Source organism: Cryptosporangium arvum DSM 44712, from assembly GCF_000585375.1.
In the GTDB taxonomy this organism is placed as follows: Bacteria; Actinomycetota; Actinomycetes; order Mycobacteriales; family Cryptosporangiaceae; genus Cryptosporangium; species Cryptosporangium arvum.
The window spans coordinates 3,686,962-3,702,662 of the sequence record NZ_KK073874.1 but is presented as its reverse complement, the minus strand read 5'-3'; the positions used below and the strand labels follow the sequence as shown (position 1 = coordinate 3,702,662).

11 protein-coding genes and 3 pseudogenes are annotated in these 15,701 nt (G+C 68.0%); 8 read left to right on the top strand and 6 right to left on the bottom strand.

What is annotated here, in order from left to right:
* Window positions 1-228 precede the first annotated feature (228 nt).
* From CRYAR_RS16455 to CRYAR_RS50750, 5 genes and pseudogenes are all read left to right on the top strand, one after another.
* On the top strand, window positions 229-1,923 hold the full coding sequence (locus tag CRYAR_RS16455) for an ABC transporter substrate-binding protein (protein ID WP_035851851.1): 1,695 nt from the start codon (window positions 229-231) through the stop codon (window positions 1,921-1,923).
* Window positions 1,920-2,852: an ABC transporter permease gene (locus CRYAR_RS16450; RefSeq protein WP_035851848.1), complete on the top strand. Its 933-nt coding sequence runs from the start codon at window positions 1,920-1,922 to the stop codon at window positions 2,850-2,852. Before CRYAR_RS16455 ends, CRYAR_RS16450 begins: the two co-directional genes overlap by 4 nt.
* The gene (locus CRYAR_RS16445; RefSeq protein ID WP_035851845.1) at window positions 2,849-3,838 is read left to right on the top strand and encodes an ABC transporter permease; all 990 of its coding nucleotides are present in this window, start codon (window positions 2,849-2,851) and stop codon (window positions 3,836-3,838) included. Before CRYAR_RS16450 ends, CRYAR_RS16445 begins: the two co-directional genes overlap by 4 nt.
* Window positions 3,835-5,430: a dipeptide ABC transporter ATP-binding protein gene (locus tag CRYAR_RS16440; RefSeq protein WP_035851842.1), complete on the top strand. Its 1,596-nt coding sequence runs from the start codon at window positions 3,835-3,837 to the stop codon at window positions 5,428-5,430. The genes CRYAR_RS16445 and CRYAR_RS16440 overlap by 4 nt, the downstream gene beginning before the upstream one ends.
* A 50-nt stretch (window positions 5,431-5,480) precedes the next feature.
* Window positions 5,481-5,819: pseudogene (locus CRYAR_RS50750) on the top strand (TauD/TfdA family dioxygenase); the annotation flags it as partial.
* Window positions 5,820-5,901: 82 nt separating this feature from the next.
* Here CRYAR_RS50750 and CRYAR_RS43180 read toward each other — a convergent pair.
* The gene (locus tag CRYAR_RS43180; protein WP_084700573.1) at window positions 5,902-6,336 is read right to left on the bottom strand and encodes a peptidoglycan-binding domain-containing protein; all 435 of its coding nucleotides are present in this window, start codon (window positions 6,334-6,336) and stop codon (window positions 5,902-5,904) included.
* A gap of 871 nt (window positions 6,337-7,207) precedes the next feature.
* On the opposite strand from CRYAR_RS43180, the gene CRYAR_RS51305 reads away from it, so the two are divergent.
* Window positions 7,208-7,852, top strand: coding sequence for a glycoside hydrolase family 2 TIM barrel-domain containing protein (locus tag CRYAR_RS51305; protein ID WP_425389395.1), 645 nt, complete (start codon window positions 7,208-7,210; stop codon window positions 7,850-7,852).
* A 129-nt stretch (window positions 7,853-7,981) separates the two neighbouring features.
* Here the strand turns inward: CRYAR_RS51305 and CRYAR_RS16425 are convergent, their stop codons facing one another.
* The 3 genes and pseudogenes from CRYAR_RS16425 to CRYAR_RS16415 all read right to left on the bottom strand — a co-directional run bounded on the left by CRYAR_RS16425 (window position 7,982) and on the right by CRYAR_RS16415 (window position 11,289).
* Window positions 7,982-8,908, bottom strand: coding sequence for a leucine-rich repeat domain-containing protein (locus CRYAR_RS16425; RefSeq protein WP_157017769.1), 927 nt, complete (start codon window positions 8,906-8,908; stop codon window positions 7,982-7,984).
* 144 nt (window positions 8,909-9,052) lie between these two features.
* Window positions 9,053-9,807 (bottom strand): annotated as a pseudogene (gene istB / locus CRYAR_RS50740) (IS21-like element helper ATPase IstB).
* Window positions 9,808-9,820: 13 nt separating this feature from the next.
* Window positions 9,821-11,289 (bottom strand): annotated as a pseudogene (locus tag CRYAR_RS16415) (IS21/IS408/IS1162 family transposase).
* A gap of 233 nt (window positions 11,290-11,522) precedes the next feature.
* Between CRYAR_RS16415 and CRYAR_RS16410 the strand changes: the two are divergent.
* Window positions 11,523-13,037, top strand: coding sequence for an ISL3 family transposase (locus tag CRYAR_RS16410; RefSeq protein WP_425389394.1), 1,515 nt, complete (start codon window positions 11,523-11,525; stop codon window positions 13,035-13,037).
* A gap of 19 nt (window positions 13,038-13,056) precedes the next feature.
* Here the strand turns inward: CRYAR_RS16410 and CRYAR_RS16405 are convergent, their stop codons facing one another.
* Entirely contained in the window at window positions 13,057-13,347 is a 291-nt protein-coding gene (locus tag CRYAR_RS16405) for a hypothetical protein (protein ID WP_035863285.1), read from the bottom strand.
* An 87-nt stretch (window positions 13,348-13,434) separates the two neighbouring features.
* Between CRYAR_RS16405 and CRYAR_RS51300 the strand changes: the two genes are divergently transcribed.
* Window positions 13,435-13,980 (top strand): hypothetical protein, encoded by a 546-nt coding sequence (locus CRYAR_RS51300; RefSeq protein WP_425389369.1) that lies wholly within the window; start codon window positions 13,435-13,437, stop codon window positions 13,978-13,980.
* 665 nt (window positions 13,981-14,645) lie between these two features.
* On the opposite strand, the gene CRYAR_RS16385 is transcribed toward CRYAR_RS51300, so the two are convergent.
* A complete protein-coding gene (locus CRYAR_RS16385) occupies window positions 14,646-15,314 on the bottom strand; it encodes an arginase family protein (RefSeq protein ID WP_211247485.1) in 669 nt (222 codons plus the stop codon).
* Window positions 15,315-15,701: the final 387 nt, after the last annotated feature.

Here is a 15,701-nt window from a genome sequence, read left to right as displayed (position 1 = left end):
GCGCGGCTGTTCCCCCGCTGGGCGGAGTCCTTGGCGATCCGATCGAAGACACCGCGGAAGGCCTCGCGGAGCGTCGCGCTGTCGGCGCGGTGGACGGGGCGAGAAAAGCGTCGGGCACGACACGCCCGCACCGGATCGGTCACCCCCATTGTCCATATTCGACTCGACCCTCTAACCTACCGAGCAGATCGGATTAGTACGACCTAGCTGACCCCACGAAGGATCGGTATGCGTAAATCCCTGGCCGTCGCGCTCGCCCTCACCCTGGGCTCCGCGACGCTGGCTGCCTGCGACAACGACAGCGGCGGCTCGTCGACCGCGTTCGACCCCGAGAACTGCCGGGGCGGCACGCTCGTCGTGCTCAACCAGGGCGGGATTTCCCAGCTCGACCCGGCGCGCCTCTACACCTCCGGCGGCGGCAACGTTCCCTCGCTGCTGTTCCGCACGCTGACCACCCGCAACCGGCAGCCCGGCCAGGCCGGCACCAAGCCGGCACCCGACCTGGCCACCGATCTGGGTACCTCCACCGACGGTGCGAAGTCGTGGACCTACCACCTGCGCGACGACATCTACTTCGAAGACGGCACCCCGATCACGGCGGCTGACGTCAAGTACGGCATCGAGCGCTCCTTCGCCCCGGAGTTGCCCGGCGGCGCGCCCTACCTGCGTGACTGGCTGATCGGCGCGGCCGACTACCAGGGCCCGTACAAACAGCCGGCCGGCCTCAAGTCCATCGAGACGCCGGACGACAAGACGATCGTCTTCAGACTGCGCAAACCTGAAGGCGATTTCCCCTATCTGGCCACCGCCACGCAGTTCGCCCCGGTGCCGAAGGCGAAGGACAACGGGGTCGACTACGGCAACAAGCCGGTGTCCAGCGGGCCGTACAAGATCGCCTCGTACGACAAGGGCAAGCACCTGGCACTGGTGCGCAACACCGCGTGGGACCAGAAGTCCGACGAACTGCGCTACGCCTGCCCCGACCAGATCGACGTCACGGCGGGGCTGAACTCCGCCGTGATCAACCAGCGGATCGCCACCGGCTCGGGCAAGGACCGGTACGCGGTGACGACTGACGGCATCATCGGGCCGGACCAGCTCGCCCAGCTGGGCACCGGCAGCGAGCTCGACAAGCGGGTGGCTCGCGGCGAGTTCCCGTCGACCACGTACCTGGCGTTCGACACCACCAAGACGCCGTTCGACGACGTGCGTGTACGGGAGGCGGTCTCGCACGCCGTGAATCGCACCTCGGTGGTCAACGCGTTGGGCGGCACCGCGTCCGCCGGGCCTTCCACCACGTTCCTCCCGCCGCAGGAGGCCTTGGGCTACCAAGCCTACGACTACTTCCCGGCCGGCAAATCCGGCGATCCGGCGGCGGCGAAGAAACGACTGGCCGAGGCCGGTTACCCCAACGGCCTCACCGTCGACTTCGCCTACGAGAACGACGACTCCAACGGTCTCGGCCCCAAGGTGGCGGCCGCGGTCCAGGAGGCCCTCAAGCAGGCCGGCATCACCGTGCGGCCGAAGGCGATCGACTCCGCGTCCTACCGCGAAGTCGTCGGCAAACCCGCCACGCAGCCGGCGCTCTCACTGAACAGCTGGGGCGCGGACTGGCCCTCCGGCGGCCCGTTCCTGATCCCGATCTTCGACGGCCGCCAGATCATCAAGGGCGGCGGAAACTTCAACCTCGCCCAGTACGACGACGACGCCGTCAACGCCGAGATCGACGCGATCAACGCGCTCACCGACCCGGCCGCGGCCGCGAAACGGTGGGGCGCCCTCGACGCCAAGCTCGGCAAGCTCGCGCTCTACGTGCCGCTCACCCACGAGAAGGACACCTACCTGTTCGGCAAGGGGGTGAAGAACGCGGTGCCCGACGGGTGGCGCGGCCAGTACGACCTCGCTCGCGTTTCGGTGAAGTGACGGTTCTCGAGCCGGCCGACGCGCTGGATCCGGCGCCGCTGCGGGCACGCTCGGTGTGGCACCGGTTGGCGCGCGACCCGGCGTTCGTCACCGGCGCCGCGATCGCGGTCGTGATGACGCTGCTCGCGCTGGCCGCTCCCCTGCTCGCGGCCTGGGAGGGCCAAGATCCCACCACGTTCCACGACGACCTGCTCGACTCCGCGCGCGGCGGGGTGCCGATCGGGCCACTCGGCGGGATCGACGGGACGCACTGGCTTGGCGTCGAGCCCGGCACCGGGCGTGACCTGTTCGTGCGGGTGCTCTACGGCGCACGCGTGTCGCTCGGCGTCGGTGTCGCCGCCACGCTCGTCGAGGTGCTGATCGGCGTGACGGTCGGGCTCGCCGCCGGGCTCGGCGGCCGGATCGCCGACGCCGTGCTGGGTCGCTTCGCCGACCTGGCGATCGCGTTCCCGTCCCTGGTGCTCGCCGTGGCGCTGCTGGCGATCGTCCCGGACTCGTGGCCGCGGCCGCTGCTGCTGACCCTCGTCATCGGGTTCCTGGGCTGGGGCGGCACCGCACGGATCACCCGCGCCGAGACGGTCTCGCTGCGCACCAGGGACTACGTGGCGGCCGCGCGCCTGGCCGGGGCAGGCCGGGCCCGGATCGCGCGCCGCGAGATCCTGCCCGGCCTGGCCGCGCCGGTGCTGGCCTACGCGGCTCTGCTGGTGCCGCAGAACATGATCGCGGAGGCCGCGCTGTCGTTCCTCGGCGTCGGGGTCCGGCCGCCGACCGCGTCGTGGGGCCAGATGCTGTCGTCCGCGACGACGTGGTTCCGCTCGGACCCGATGTACGTGATCGTGCCCGGCGGCCTCCTGTTCCTGACGCTGCTCGCGTTCACGCTCGCCGCGACCAGCCTGCGGCGCGCGCTCGACCCCCGGTCGGCACGATGACCGGCTACCTCGCCCGGCGGATCACCAGTGGCGCGCTGGTGCTGCTCGGCCTGTCGATCATCGTGTTCGCGTTGTTCTATCTCGCACCGCGGGACCCGGCCGCGCTCGCCTGCGGCAAGGGCTGCACGCCCGAGCGGCTGGCCGAGGTGCACACCGCGATGGGGCTCGACGACCCCGTTCCCGTGCAGTACGCGCACTTCCTCCGGGGCGTCTTCGTCGGACGGGACTACTCGTCCGGACCTGACGTACGGCACTGCGGGGCGCCGTGCCTCGGGTACTCGTTCGAGACCGATCAGCCCGTGTCCTCGATGATCACCGAACGGTTGCCGGTCTCGGCTTCGCTGGCACTGGGCGCGGAGATCCTGGCTCTGATCCTCGGGGTGGGCGCCGGGTTGCTGTCCGGCCGGGGCCGGTTCCAGTTCCTGCGCCGCGCGGTCAATGGCTTCGTGCTCGTCGGCTTCGCGGTGCCGGTGTTCCTCTGGGGCTTGGCGCTGCTGTTGCTGTTCTGCGTCCGGCTGCAGTGGTTGCCGTTCCCGTCCTATGTGCCGCTGACGGATGACCCGGCGCAGTGGGCGCAGAACCTGATCCTGCCCTGGATCGCGCTCGCGCTGATCCAGTCGGCAGGGTACGCCCGGCTCACCCAGGCCGGGGTGGAAGGCGCGCTGGCCGAGGACTTCGTGCGTACCGCACGGGCCTACGGCCTGTCCGAGCGCCGCATCCTGCGCACCCGGGCCCTGCGCAGCGCGCTCATTCCCCTGACGACGCTGACCGCGATCGACCTCGCCCAGATGATGACGAACGCCGTGCTCACCGAGACGATGTTCGGCCTGCCCGGGATCGGCCAGCTGCTGGTGGGAGCAGTGACCACGATCGACCTGCCGGTCGTCGTCGGCGTCACGCTGGTCGCCGGCGGCGTCGTGATCATCGGCAACACGGTCGCCGAGATGCTGCTCGCCGCCGTCGACCCCCGGGTGGAACTGCGATGACCGCGCTACTGACGGTGGAGAACCTGTCGATCCGCTTCGGCGCGACCCACGCCGTGGACGATCTGTCGTTCACGCTGGAACCCGGCGCGGCCCTCGGGATCGTCGGGGAGTCCGGGTCGGGGAAGAGCGCCACCGCGCTCGCTCTGCTCGGGCTGCACACCGACGCCCGGGTGACCGGTCGAATCGTCTACCGGGACGTCGATCTGGTGGCCGCCGACCCCTCGACGCTCCGGGCGCTGCGCGGCGCCGAGATCGCGATGGTCTTCCAGGACCCGCTGTCCGCGCTGAGCCCGTTCCACTCGGTCGGGCACCAGATCGCCGAGGTGTACCGGCTGCACACCGGGGCGTCGGCGAAACAGGCGCGGGCCCGGGCGGTCGAGGTGCTCGACCAGGTGCACATCCCCGACGCGGCGCGCCGGGCCCGGGCCCACCCCCACGAGTTCTCCGGGGGGATGCGCCAGCGGGCGCTGATCGCGATGGCGCTGGCGTGCCGGCCCCGGCTGATCGTCGCCGACGAACCGACGACCGCGCTCGACGTCACCGTCCAGGCACAGATCCTCGATCTGCTCGACGAAGTGCGTGCGACGACGTCAGCGGCGCTCGTCCTGATCAGCCACGATCTGGGCGTGGTGGCGGGCTCCGCCGACGAGGTCGTCGTCATGCGCGCCGGCTGCGAGGTCGAACAGGGCCCGGTCGACGAGGTACTGGTCCGCCCCACCGCCCCCTATACCCGCGAACTGGTCGCCGCGGTCCCTTCCACCGCGGACGGGGGCCCCCGGAACGCGAACGAACAGGGCGGCCGCGCGCTGATGCGGCTCGAGGGCGTCACGAAGGTCTATCCGCTGCCTCGGCGGGGCCTCCGTAGGGTGGAGGGAATGCGTGCGGTCGACGACGTGACGCTGGACGTCCACGAGGGTGAGACGCTCGGGCTGGTCGGCGAGAGCGGCACGGGCAAGTCCACGCTCGCCCGGATCATGGCCGGGCTCGTGTCCCCGACCGACGGCACGCGCAGCTTCGACGGGCCTCCCGGCGCGATCCAGATGGTGTTCCAGGACTCGCTGTCCTCCCTCAATCCGCGGCGCACCATCGGCGACAGCATCACCGAACCCCTCCGCCTGATCAAGGCGGCCAACGCGCGCGAGCGTGTCGACTACCTCCTCGAACGCGTGGGTCTCACCGCGGCCGCCTACGACCGCTACCCGCACGAACTATCCGGCGGCATGCGCCAACGCGTCGGCATCGCCCGCGCGCTGGCCCCGCACCCCCGGCTGATCCTCTGCGACGAACCGGTCTCCTCACTGGACGTCACCACCCAGGCCCAGGTTCTCGCCCTGCTGAACGACATCCGTCGCGAAGACGGGTTGACGCTCGTCTTCGTCTCCCACGACCTCGCGGTCGTCCGCCGGGTCGCCGACCGCATCGCCGTGATGCACGCCGGCCGGATCGTCGAGCTCGGCGACGCCGAACGCGTCTACACCGCTCCCGAGCACGACTACACGCGCGCCCTGCTGGCGGCCATGCCGGTGACCGACCCGGTCGAAGCCAGACGCCGCCGCGAACTACGGCGACGCACCCTGATCAATATTGACTAATCCCTATCGGAAAAGTCGAGAATGCTGTTTGCTGGAGGTGATCGACCCAGCACGTCGCGGCCACCCGCATCTTCGGTGAGCCCTTCGACCACCCGACCGCGATCCGCGATGACGGCAACCGCTTCTCCTACCCCTACGACGTGCAGCGCACCGGCAAGGCGAGTGCCTGGCACGTCGGCGGGGTGTGGCGGAACCCGCCGTTCAGCATCGAATCGCTCACGTACCAGGCGGTGCCGGAAATCGGCGGTCATACGCTCTGGGCCGACCTCCAAGCGGCATACGACGACCTGTCCGAACCGGTGAAGCGCTACGCCGACGGGCCCCGCCCGCTACCGAATGGTCATCGCGACGCGCTGACGTCCCAGCCGACGAGCTCGCGCAGCCGGGTTCCGCCCACGCGGCAAGTACCGGCCCCAACCAGGCCACCCGCCTCGTCAACGCCGTCCAGCCCCTCATCCTCCCCGGCCGACCTCAGGCGTAAGGGCCACAGTTTTGGAATCCGCCGGCATCCCAGAAGTACGCGTGGTTCATCGCGTTGCGGGTCTGCGGGCCGTAGCGGCCATCGACCGGGATGCCCTTCGCGCGCTGGACGTTGCGGACCGCGTTCCTCGTGGCGGGTCCGTACATCCCGTCGGTGTCCAGGCCCGCCCCGTGGCAGTAGTTGAGCGACACCTGCAGAGCGCGCACGGCGGAACTCTGGTTGCCGTAGCCCAGCTCGCAATCGACGCTGCCGCTGCCGGTAGCCGGAACCACCTTGTGGACGGGATATTGCGGGACATGCACGTTGACCGTCGTGCTGCAATCCGGTGCGGCGTACGCCGGCTGGGCGACACCGACCATGCCACCGGCAATAGCCAGCGCGACGGTCGACGTGATGACGGTTTTCCTGAAAGCAATTCGTTTCATGAGGCGTCGAACCTTTCGCACGGATTCCCGATCATTCCTCTATCGAGCTGAGCGGAGCACTGCGTTTCTGGACACGACAGACCTGGGCATTGGGCATTCATCCAGGTATGGCGGGCCCCAAGCCAGTTCGGCGTCGGCCACGCTACGCATGCCGCAACCGAACCGGTACACCATCGATCGCTCAGGAACCCTTCAGGAACCCCTCAGGCAGTAGTGCTGCTGATAGCCGCACGTCGCACGGGACGCAGCGTCGACGCTGCGGCACGCCGGGCGAGGATCAGATCCAGAATCGTCTCGGTGTACATGCGCCTCGCCGGGTCGGCGTGCCGGCGCCGGTCAGCGTCGAAGACGTGCTCCCGGACACAAAACCCGGATGCGCTGAAACGCCCAAGACGAGCGGAAGCGCTCAGCCGAACCCAGCCACCCCGCAATCGTGACCCCAGAGACCTTCGAAGCCGCCAGCGGCAAATCCCGGCGCCCCACTACGCTGCCGCCACCCCAAGGAATAGGCCCTCGCCAACCACATCCAGCACCCCGGCGCGGTCCACGTCCGGGCAAACCAGAAGCAGCGACGTGAGCATCACCTCCTTCAACGACTCGTGGACCGTCCGACCCAAGGTCAGCCCCTACGCACAGTTGCAGAGCGCTCCCCCGCGTCGGTGACCTTCGACGTTCCGCAGGCCTACCACGACAAGGTCGTGCGCCCGGAGTTCCAAGGCGTGTACCGCGACGCCATGGTGTTCGTGAACGGAACCTTCGCCGCGCAACGCCCGTCGGGCTACGCCACCTTCGTGGTCGACCAGAGCCCGTTCCTTCGTCACGGCGATCAGAACACCATCCGCGTCGATGCGCGGTCTCACGACGATTCACGCTGGTACACCGGAGCCGGAATCTATCGCGACACCCGACTGATCGTGTCCGGCCTGACACACATCCCCCACGACGGAACCAGGGAGTCCACCCCACGGACGCCTCGCTGTGGAGCCCGGACTCGCCGTCTCTCTACACCGCGCGTTCCGTCCTCCGCGATGACGCCGACGTCCTTGACCGTCACGAGACGAGCCTCGGCATCCGTGCCCTACAGCTCGACCCCATCAAGGGCCTTCGCATCAACGGCGAGACCGTCAAACTGCGCGGGGCGTGCGTTCACCACGACAACGGCCTCCTGGGCTCGGCCACGATCGCCCGGGCGGAAGAGCGACGCGTCGAGCTCTTGAAAGCCGCCGGCTTCAATGCCATCCGCAGCTCTCACGACCCGATGAGTCAAGCGATGCTCGATGCCTGTGACCGGCTCGGAGTCCTCGTCACGGACGAGACCTTCGACGGGATCACCGGGTTCGTCTCCGTCCTGGACGTCGTCCAGATGATGCAGGCCAACGCCACCCGACAACGCGACAGCGGGCAAGAAGCAGCCGGTGGCGGTGTCAACGACCTCATGAACTCCGCTGCCGATTTCATGAACCAGCTACCTGGTCGACAAGGACCTCTTTCCGATGATTTCGCTTGCCAGAGGTGACCGTGTTTGTTCGTCAGTCGTGACCGCGGTTGAGGGCCGGTTGGCAGGTGAGTGTTTGTCAGATTTGACCGCGGTCGACGGCCGCGGTGGAGGTGTTCCGCCGGCTAAGGGTGCTTGGAGGCGGGGGCTCTACTTGATTTCTTCGGAGCGAAGGCCGGGCTCGGGATAGGCGGCCGGGTCGAGGCCGAGCGCTTCCTGGATCTCGGTGACGCGGTGGCTGTAGTGCTTCCGGTTCTGGAAGAACAGGATGCGCAGCGCTGGTAGGGCGAGGAGCGGCGAGAGGTCGCCGGATCGGACGTTGCCGTCGATGGACAGATACTCAAGGTCGGGTAGGCCGCGGAGGGCGTCGAGGTCGTCGATCGTGGTGTTGGCGAGTTCGAGGGCGCGCAGGTTGCGCAGAGTGCCCAGCGCGGAGAAGTCGGAGAGTTTCCCGCAGCGATCGATGGCCAGACGACGCAGCCCGGTCAGCTGTGAGAGTGGTTCCAAGGTGTTCAGGCGCGTGCAGTAGGTCAGGCGCAACGATTCCAGGGTGGTCGCTGGTTCGAGGTCTCCGAGGCTGGTTATTCGCCGCGCGGAGGTCAGGTGCAGCTGCTGGAGTGTCGTGAGGTGGGTGGTGAGTGCTGTGAGGTCGGCCAATCCCCACCGCACGATTCCCAACTCGGCCAGCGGCGGGATCGACATCAAGAGCTGTTCCTGCCCAGGATGCCATTCCAGGATCAGCCGGCGGATAGCGGTCAGGCGCTCCAGATCTGGGATCGGTTTCAGGCCGGGGATATCGAGCCAGAGGGTCTCCAAGTGGGGCAACTCGCCGAGCACCGACCAATCGTGCTCGCCCTCCATCGGCATCACGAGCAGATGCCTCAAACCGACGAGGTCGCGAAGAAAGGCGACGCTGGTCTCGTGAGTCGCGGCGCGCCATCCAGCAGCGCCGAGGCTCAGGCCGGCAGCGCCGAGTTCGATGAACCGCTGGGTATGCGCAGGCGTCCATGGCTCTCGCGGCACCACCCAAATCCCGTGCTCACCGTCTCGCCAGTCGATCTTCAGCGTTCCGCTCACCGTGCTCCCTTCGCAGCCGATCACCGGTCGGCAACGACAGCTCTGCCCGAGGTCAGCGAACGCTGATGCGTGTCAGGCTGATGACACTAATTCCAGGGCAGGAGACCGCAGAGTGCCAGCAGCGACTCGCCCTTAGAGACCAGCTCAGGCTGGCGAGTCGGCACGGGCTTTGCTTCGAGCGAGCCGGTAGGAGTCGGTGCCGGTTTCGATGATGTTGCCGCCGAAGGTGAGCCGGTCGACGATCGCGGCGCAGAGCCTCGGGTCGGTGAAGGTCTTGGTCCAGCCGCTGAACGACTCATTGGAGGCGATCGCAATGGAGTTCTTCTCCTCCCGTTCGGTCAGGACTTGGAAGAGCAGTTCGGCGCCGCGCCGGTCGAGTTCCATGTAGCCGAGTTCGTCGATGCATAAAAGGTCGACGCGGCCGTAGCGGGCGATGGTCTTGGCCAGGTGTTTCTCGTCGGCGGCCTCGACCAGCTCGTTCACCAGCTTCGTCGCGAGGGTGTAGCGGACGCGGTGTCCCTGCAACGCCGCTTCGGTGCCCAGCGCGATGAGCAGATGGGACTTCCCGGTCCCGGAGTCACCTCTCCGGCCGCGAGAGTGTGGATGACCGCCGGATCGGTGTTCGGGTTGGCGTCGTAGTCGAAGGTGCGTAGCGATTTCTCGCGCGGGAACGCGGCAGCTTTGATGCGGCGGTCAGAGCGTCGGCGGGCCCGGTCGTCGCACTCGGCCATCAGCAGTTCGGCGAGGTACGCCCGGTAGGACATCTGCTCGCGGGCCGCGGCTTCGGCGATGTCGGGGAACTCGGTGCGGATGGTGGGCAGCCGCAGCATCCGGCAGGCCTGGTCGACCGCGGCGTCGGCGGCTTGTTCGGTCAGGCCGCGGTGGCGAGTGGTAGTCATGACGGAGTTCCCTTCAGGTGGCTGCGCCGGGAGCTGCTCTGCGCGGTGTGCGGGTCAGGAGCTGGTCGTAAGCAGCGACCGACGGCAGTGGCCGCGAGTCGGCGGGCAGAGCGCGTAGCCGGCGTTCGGTCAGCGAGGACACCACCGCTGCGGGCTTCGACCCGTCTGCCATCGCGGTCGCGATGCCGGCGTCGACGTGCTCGTCGGTCTCGGCGGCCTTCCGCGCTTCAAGGGCAACGGCGTCCGCGGTGAGAGCACCGGCGCGCAGAGCGGCGGCCAGACCGGTGACGACGTGCTCGTGCGCCAGGTGCCGGTGCAGCAGAAGGACCTCGATCAGTGCCTTCGTTCCGACGGTGGACCCATGGGCTCGGCGCGCAGCGTCCCACCACGCGTCATGAACTGGGGTGAACTTTCCGGCCGAGCGAGCCTGCTCGAGCGCGGTTGCTCCAGGCAGTGCGCCGGCTTTGCGAACTAGCGCTTCCAAGTAGTGATCTAACTCCAGGCAGGTCGCGGACTTGGCCATCAGCCGCTCGTGCCGGGCAACCTCGGTCCGGCCGTCGTAGATGACCATCTCCGAGGCGTGGAGCAGGACGCGGACGCGGCGGCCGATCAGCCGGACCGGCACCGAATAGCGGTTGGTGCGGACGGTGATCTGCGCGAATCGGTCGACCCGTGGGGTGAACCAGCGGCCGGTCTCGAAGTCCTCGACCGGTAGCGGCTTGAGCAGCGGCTTCTCGATGGCGAACAGGTCGCCGACGGTGCGGGGGCGGGAGCCGATCCGACGGGCCTCGTCATCGAGGTCCCATCGGTCGATCTGCGCGTTGAGTTCCGTGAACGAGTCGACGTCGGGCACGGGGACGAGGTGGTTGCGGCGGAAGTAGCCGATCTGGCCCTCGACTCCGCCCTTCTCGTGCGCGCCGTCGATGCCAGGCCGGCAGTAGAAGGCCTCCAAGCCGTAGTGGGAGCGAAACGCCGTCCAGCGTTCGGTCTCCACGCGTGCCCGGTTGAAGCCCAAGACCTGAGCGACCGCGCTTTCAAGTTGTCATAGCGGACCTGTCCGAATGGCACCCCACCCAGCGCCTGCAGTGCGTGGGCGTGGCCCTCGAAGAACGCCTCTTGCCCGCCAGAGGCGAACACCCGATGGACTGCTTTGCCGGAGAACGACAGCCGGAACGCGAACAGGAGCAGGTCACCTGCTGCCCTGTTCGGCGATCAGCCGGTCGACCAGGCGCTTGACCGTGTGCCGCTGCTTGCGCGGCGCGTCCAGATCCGCGCGGAGCACGTCCTCGATGAACGGTTGAACGGATCGAGCCTCGACGCCCGCCGCGGCAACGCTTTGCGTGGCTCCGACCACGCGGACGCGATCGCCTTCACGATCGTGCGGCGCCCGACGTTGTACTTGCGCTCCAACGCCCGGCCCGACATCCCCGTCCGAGCATCACGACGGATCGCGGCGTATAACTCGACCTTCGAGACCGCCATCGACGCTCCTTACCGAGGCACACCGAAGGTGGTAACGCAACCGTTCAACCGCGGTCAAAACTCACGAGCATCAAAGCGGCGGCCGAGGACTGCGGTCAGAACTCACGAACAAACGCGGTCACGAACCGGTTCTGGCTCAAAGAGTGTGATTGAAGCGGTCGTGGCTCGTTGTCCAGCGGTGTGAAGCCGCTCAGGAGTTGCTGCCTCATTTGGCTGGGATCGAGATCGACGAGGTGGTCGGCGGCGAGTCCGGAGTGCTGTTGGCCGCCGGAGTTCGTGGACAGCGTGCCGAGTGTCCAGGATGCACCGCGTCCTCGACGCGGGTGCATTCCCGGTATCGGCGCAGGATCGCCGACGCGCCGACGGCCGGTCGGTCCACTCAGATCTGGCTGCGGGTGCGCCGGTTCTTCTGCGAGAACACCGCCTGCGAGAAGAAGACCTTCGTCGAGCAGGTCGCCGGGTTGACGCGCCGGTGGGCGCGCTGCACCGACAGTTTGCGGCGGATGCTGACCGCGGTCGGGCTGGCGCTGGCTGGTCGAGCCGGAGCTCGTCTGACCGCCGTGTTAGGGATGCCAGTCAGCCGTCATAGCCTGCTTCGGCTGGTCAGAGGCTTACCGGATCCGCCGGTGAGTCCGGTGAGTCCGGTGACGGTCCTGGGGGTCGATGACTACGCGGTCAAACGCGGCCATCACTACGGCACCGTGCTGGTCGACTGCCAGACCGGGAAAGCCATCGACCTGCTGCTCGGCAGGGACGCCGACCCACTCGCTGAGTGGCTGCAGGCGCACCCGAAACCGGTGGTGATCTGCCGGGACAGGGCCACCGCCTATGCCGAAGGCGCCGCCACCGGGGCACCCGAGGCGCAACAGGTCGCTGACCGTTTCCACCTGTGGCAGAACCTCGCCACGGCGGTCGAACGCACCGTCATCGGACACAAGAGGTGCCTGGAAGAGCCCGCTGTCCCGGCTGCCGAGACCTCCAGGTCACCCGCCACCGAGCCGACCGGAGCGATGGCCGATCGCCGCAAGGCCAACCACGCGCTTGTCCACGACCTCGTCGCCCAGGGCGCGAGTTTCCGGCAGATCGCGGAGCATCTGGGCTGGAGTCAACGAACAGTGGCCCGGTATGCGCACGCCAAAGCCTGGCAGGAGCTGATGGTCGGCCAGAAACCACGGCCCAGCCTCCTCGACCCCTTCATCCCCTACCTGCGTGAACGCATCGATCAGGGCTGTCTGCGCGCCACCCGACTGCACCGCGAAGTCACCACGCAGGGCTTCACCGGCGGCTACGGAATCGTCCGAGCCTTCGTCGAACAGCACCGCATGAAGCCCGACCTGGAGCGGGTGCGGCGGCCGGCGTCGGTGCGAGAGGTGACCGGCTGGATCTGCCGACACCCCGACAACCTGGTTGAACACGACAGCCAGCGTCTCCAGGCGATCCTCGAGCGATGCCCTGAACTGAACACCGCCGCCGAGCTGGTGCGATCCTTCGCGGACATGCTCACCCACCTGCACGGACACCGGCTCGGCACGTGGATCGCCTCGGCCCAGGCCTCCGCGCCGTCGCCGATCGCGCGCTTCGCCACCAGCTTGACCAACGATCTGGCCGCGGTCACGGCAGGCCTGAGCCAGCCGCACAACTCCGGGCCGGTCGAGGGCAACGTCAACCGGATCAAGATGATCAAACGACAGATGTATGGCCGCGCCCGCTTCGACCTCCTCCGCAAGCGGGTGCTGCTCGCCCGATGACGGCCGACCCCCAGCCGGCTCAGTCTCCGACGAACCACAAATACAGGTGCGATCCCTCTTCAACCGTTGCCGCGAACTCGCGGATCGCCGCACAGGCCGGTTCCGGAATCACACCGTCTGGCAGCCGCTGCAGGTCATTGAGGAGCATGGGGACTTGCCGCCAGTTGAACACGGTGTCCGAGAACGCACAGAGCCCTGCCAGCATCGGAAACTCTGCACGATCAAGATCGATCAGTTCCTGAGTCCACTCAAAGCCTCGCGCGCGTGCCAGGACCTGCCCGGACTCGCCCCGCACCTGCAGATCGATCACGCCGTCACGATAGCGCCGGGAGCACAGCAAGCCCGTCACACAATTCGAGCCAGAACCCACGAACCGCGAAGAGAACCCTTCCGAATCGTGTCATCGTCGGCAGCGAAATATTTCCCCCCGGCATCGCCCGCTTCTGGCGTCTCGTCGAGGACAACCCGCACGTCATCCGAGATTTCACCTGGACGGGTTGGGACCACCTTGGGGAAGTCGGCATCGACCGGGTGCACTACGCCGACAAAATGCCGGTCTTCGAGGCCCCCTACCCGTGGATCGCGGCCTGGTCCGGAGACCAGGACATCACCGGCGACGGGGGGACGTGACGGCTATCGCCTACGTCGAGGTCGACCGCTCGGTCATCCGCCAGACGACACCGACCTTGCTTACGTCACCATCCGTCTGACGGAAGGGAACGGCGTCCTGCACACCGCCGGCGACCGCGAAGTTCACGTTGCCGTTGCCGGTCACGCGGTCCTTCAAGCCCTGGGCAGCGGTCGCCCTGACAACGAGCTGCCCTTCGGCGACGCCCATCACCTGACGTTCCAGGGGCGGGCTCTTGCCCTGGTTCGACCGACCGGGGCAGGGACCGTGACCGTCTCAGCGGAATCCCCAAAGGTGGAGGACTCTCCCGCGTGAGACTGCGTGCGGTTAGACCGTCAAGAGCTGCCTCGTCTCCTTTCGGTCCTGAGTGGGAACTCAGTTCGAAGCTTCACGCGATGGCCGTCTCCACGAGTCCTGCGCGCCCGCCACTGGCCTCGGCAAACGCCACTCTGGTTGACGGGGTCATTCGTCGTGGCGTCGGCCTGGCAGGCAGCCATCGGCGGCGCGAGCATCGCCGAGGCCGACCGCCGGGACGCGCTCGCCTACATCGACGAGGCACACAACTTCCTCAACCTGCCCGGCTCGGTCGACGACATGCTGCCGCAGGCTCGCGGCTATCACCTCGGCCTCGCGTTCCCCCAGAACCTCACCCAACTCCCCGCGAAACCCCACTGGCGATCTCGGCCGGCGCCCGCTGGAAAATGTTTCTCCTGCGCCCCGGAGACGCTCATCAGCTGGCTCGCCACACCCGGCCGGAGCTCGAGGAACACGACCTCTCCCACCTCGACGCGTTCCAAGCCGCCTTCCGCCCGGGGATTAACAACCGTGAGACCCCCGCCTTCACGTTGCGGACCAACCCACCGACGAAGCTCGTCGGTGAAGCCGACCAGGTGCGCAGAATCGCCGGCTCGATCGTCGACCGCCACCCGACAACGGCTGGATAAACGTCTTCGCGCTCCTCCAGTGCCGTGGATGAACGGTCAGTGGCCACCCGACTCAGGCCAGGCGAGGTCGGCGCCGAGCGCCCGGGTGAGCCGGGTGATCGTGTCCCGCGAGGTGGGCTGGCCGACATGGTCCGGGAGCCACGCGCAGGCGAGGTAGGCGCCTCTCACGTCAGCGATGGCGCAGGCGGCGGTCAGGCACTCCTCGATCTGGGAGAGGGAGGGCCCGGGGCCGGACGGAAAGCGCGCGCCGCGCAACTCCGCGCTGTCGATGACGTCGATGTCGAGGTGGAGATAGACCGGGGTGGGACCGAGGTCGCCGAGGGCGGAGGCCACGGCGGTCGGGTCGGCGGAGACCCGCCGAACCTGGCTGGCGTTCAAGGAGTCCCGCTCGGCGGGGTCGAGGTCGCGGCCATCGGCGAGGACGACGCTGGTATCGGGGAGGGGTGTCAGGCCGAGGGTGTCGTCGAACAGATCGGGTGTCCGGCCGGTCAACATGGCCAGCGCCATGCCGCCGAGGTAGCCGCTGGTCGTGATCACGGGTGTATTGAAGTCGCCATGGGCATCCAGCCACACCACAGCCAGATCCTGATGACGGCGCTGGACCACGCTCACCGCTGCGCGTGAGGTGGGGCAGTCGCCGGAGAGGACCAGCGGCCTGGACGCCTGCGCCACCACGTCGGCGGCTGCTTGGTGCAGCCGGTTCATGCGGGCGGCGACAGAACCGTCGGGAAGCGGCGGGACAATGACCTGTGTCGCGGTGACCGGGACAGGGAAATTTCGGAGTGCCTCGTCGAGATGCCAGGGCGTGACTATCGGTTCCCAAGTACCGGCGGTGCTGTGACCAGCCATACGGTGTCACGCTCTCCCTTCGACGGCCAGGTGTGATCGAGCACCCTCCGCTGCGTTCCTTCGCCAGAGCGTAGTGGGATCCGCCCTGGCTGCCACCTGAGCTGACCGATGCACGTCCCGGCAAGAGATTCGGGCCGACCACATCTCGCAGACCAAGTCCCGGGACTGCCCAGACTTCGGTTGACTCGGCTCGGTAGGTGGAGTCATAGCGCCTGATCAGTTGGCGGCGAATTCGCCGCCAAC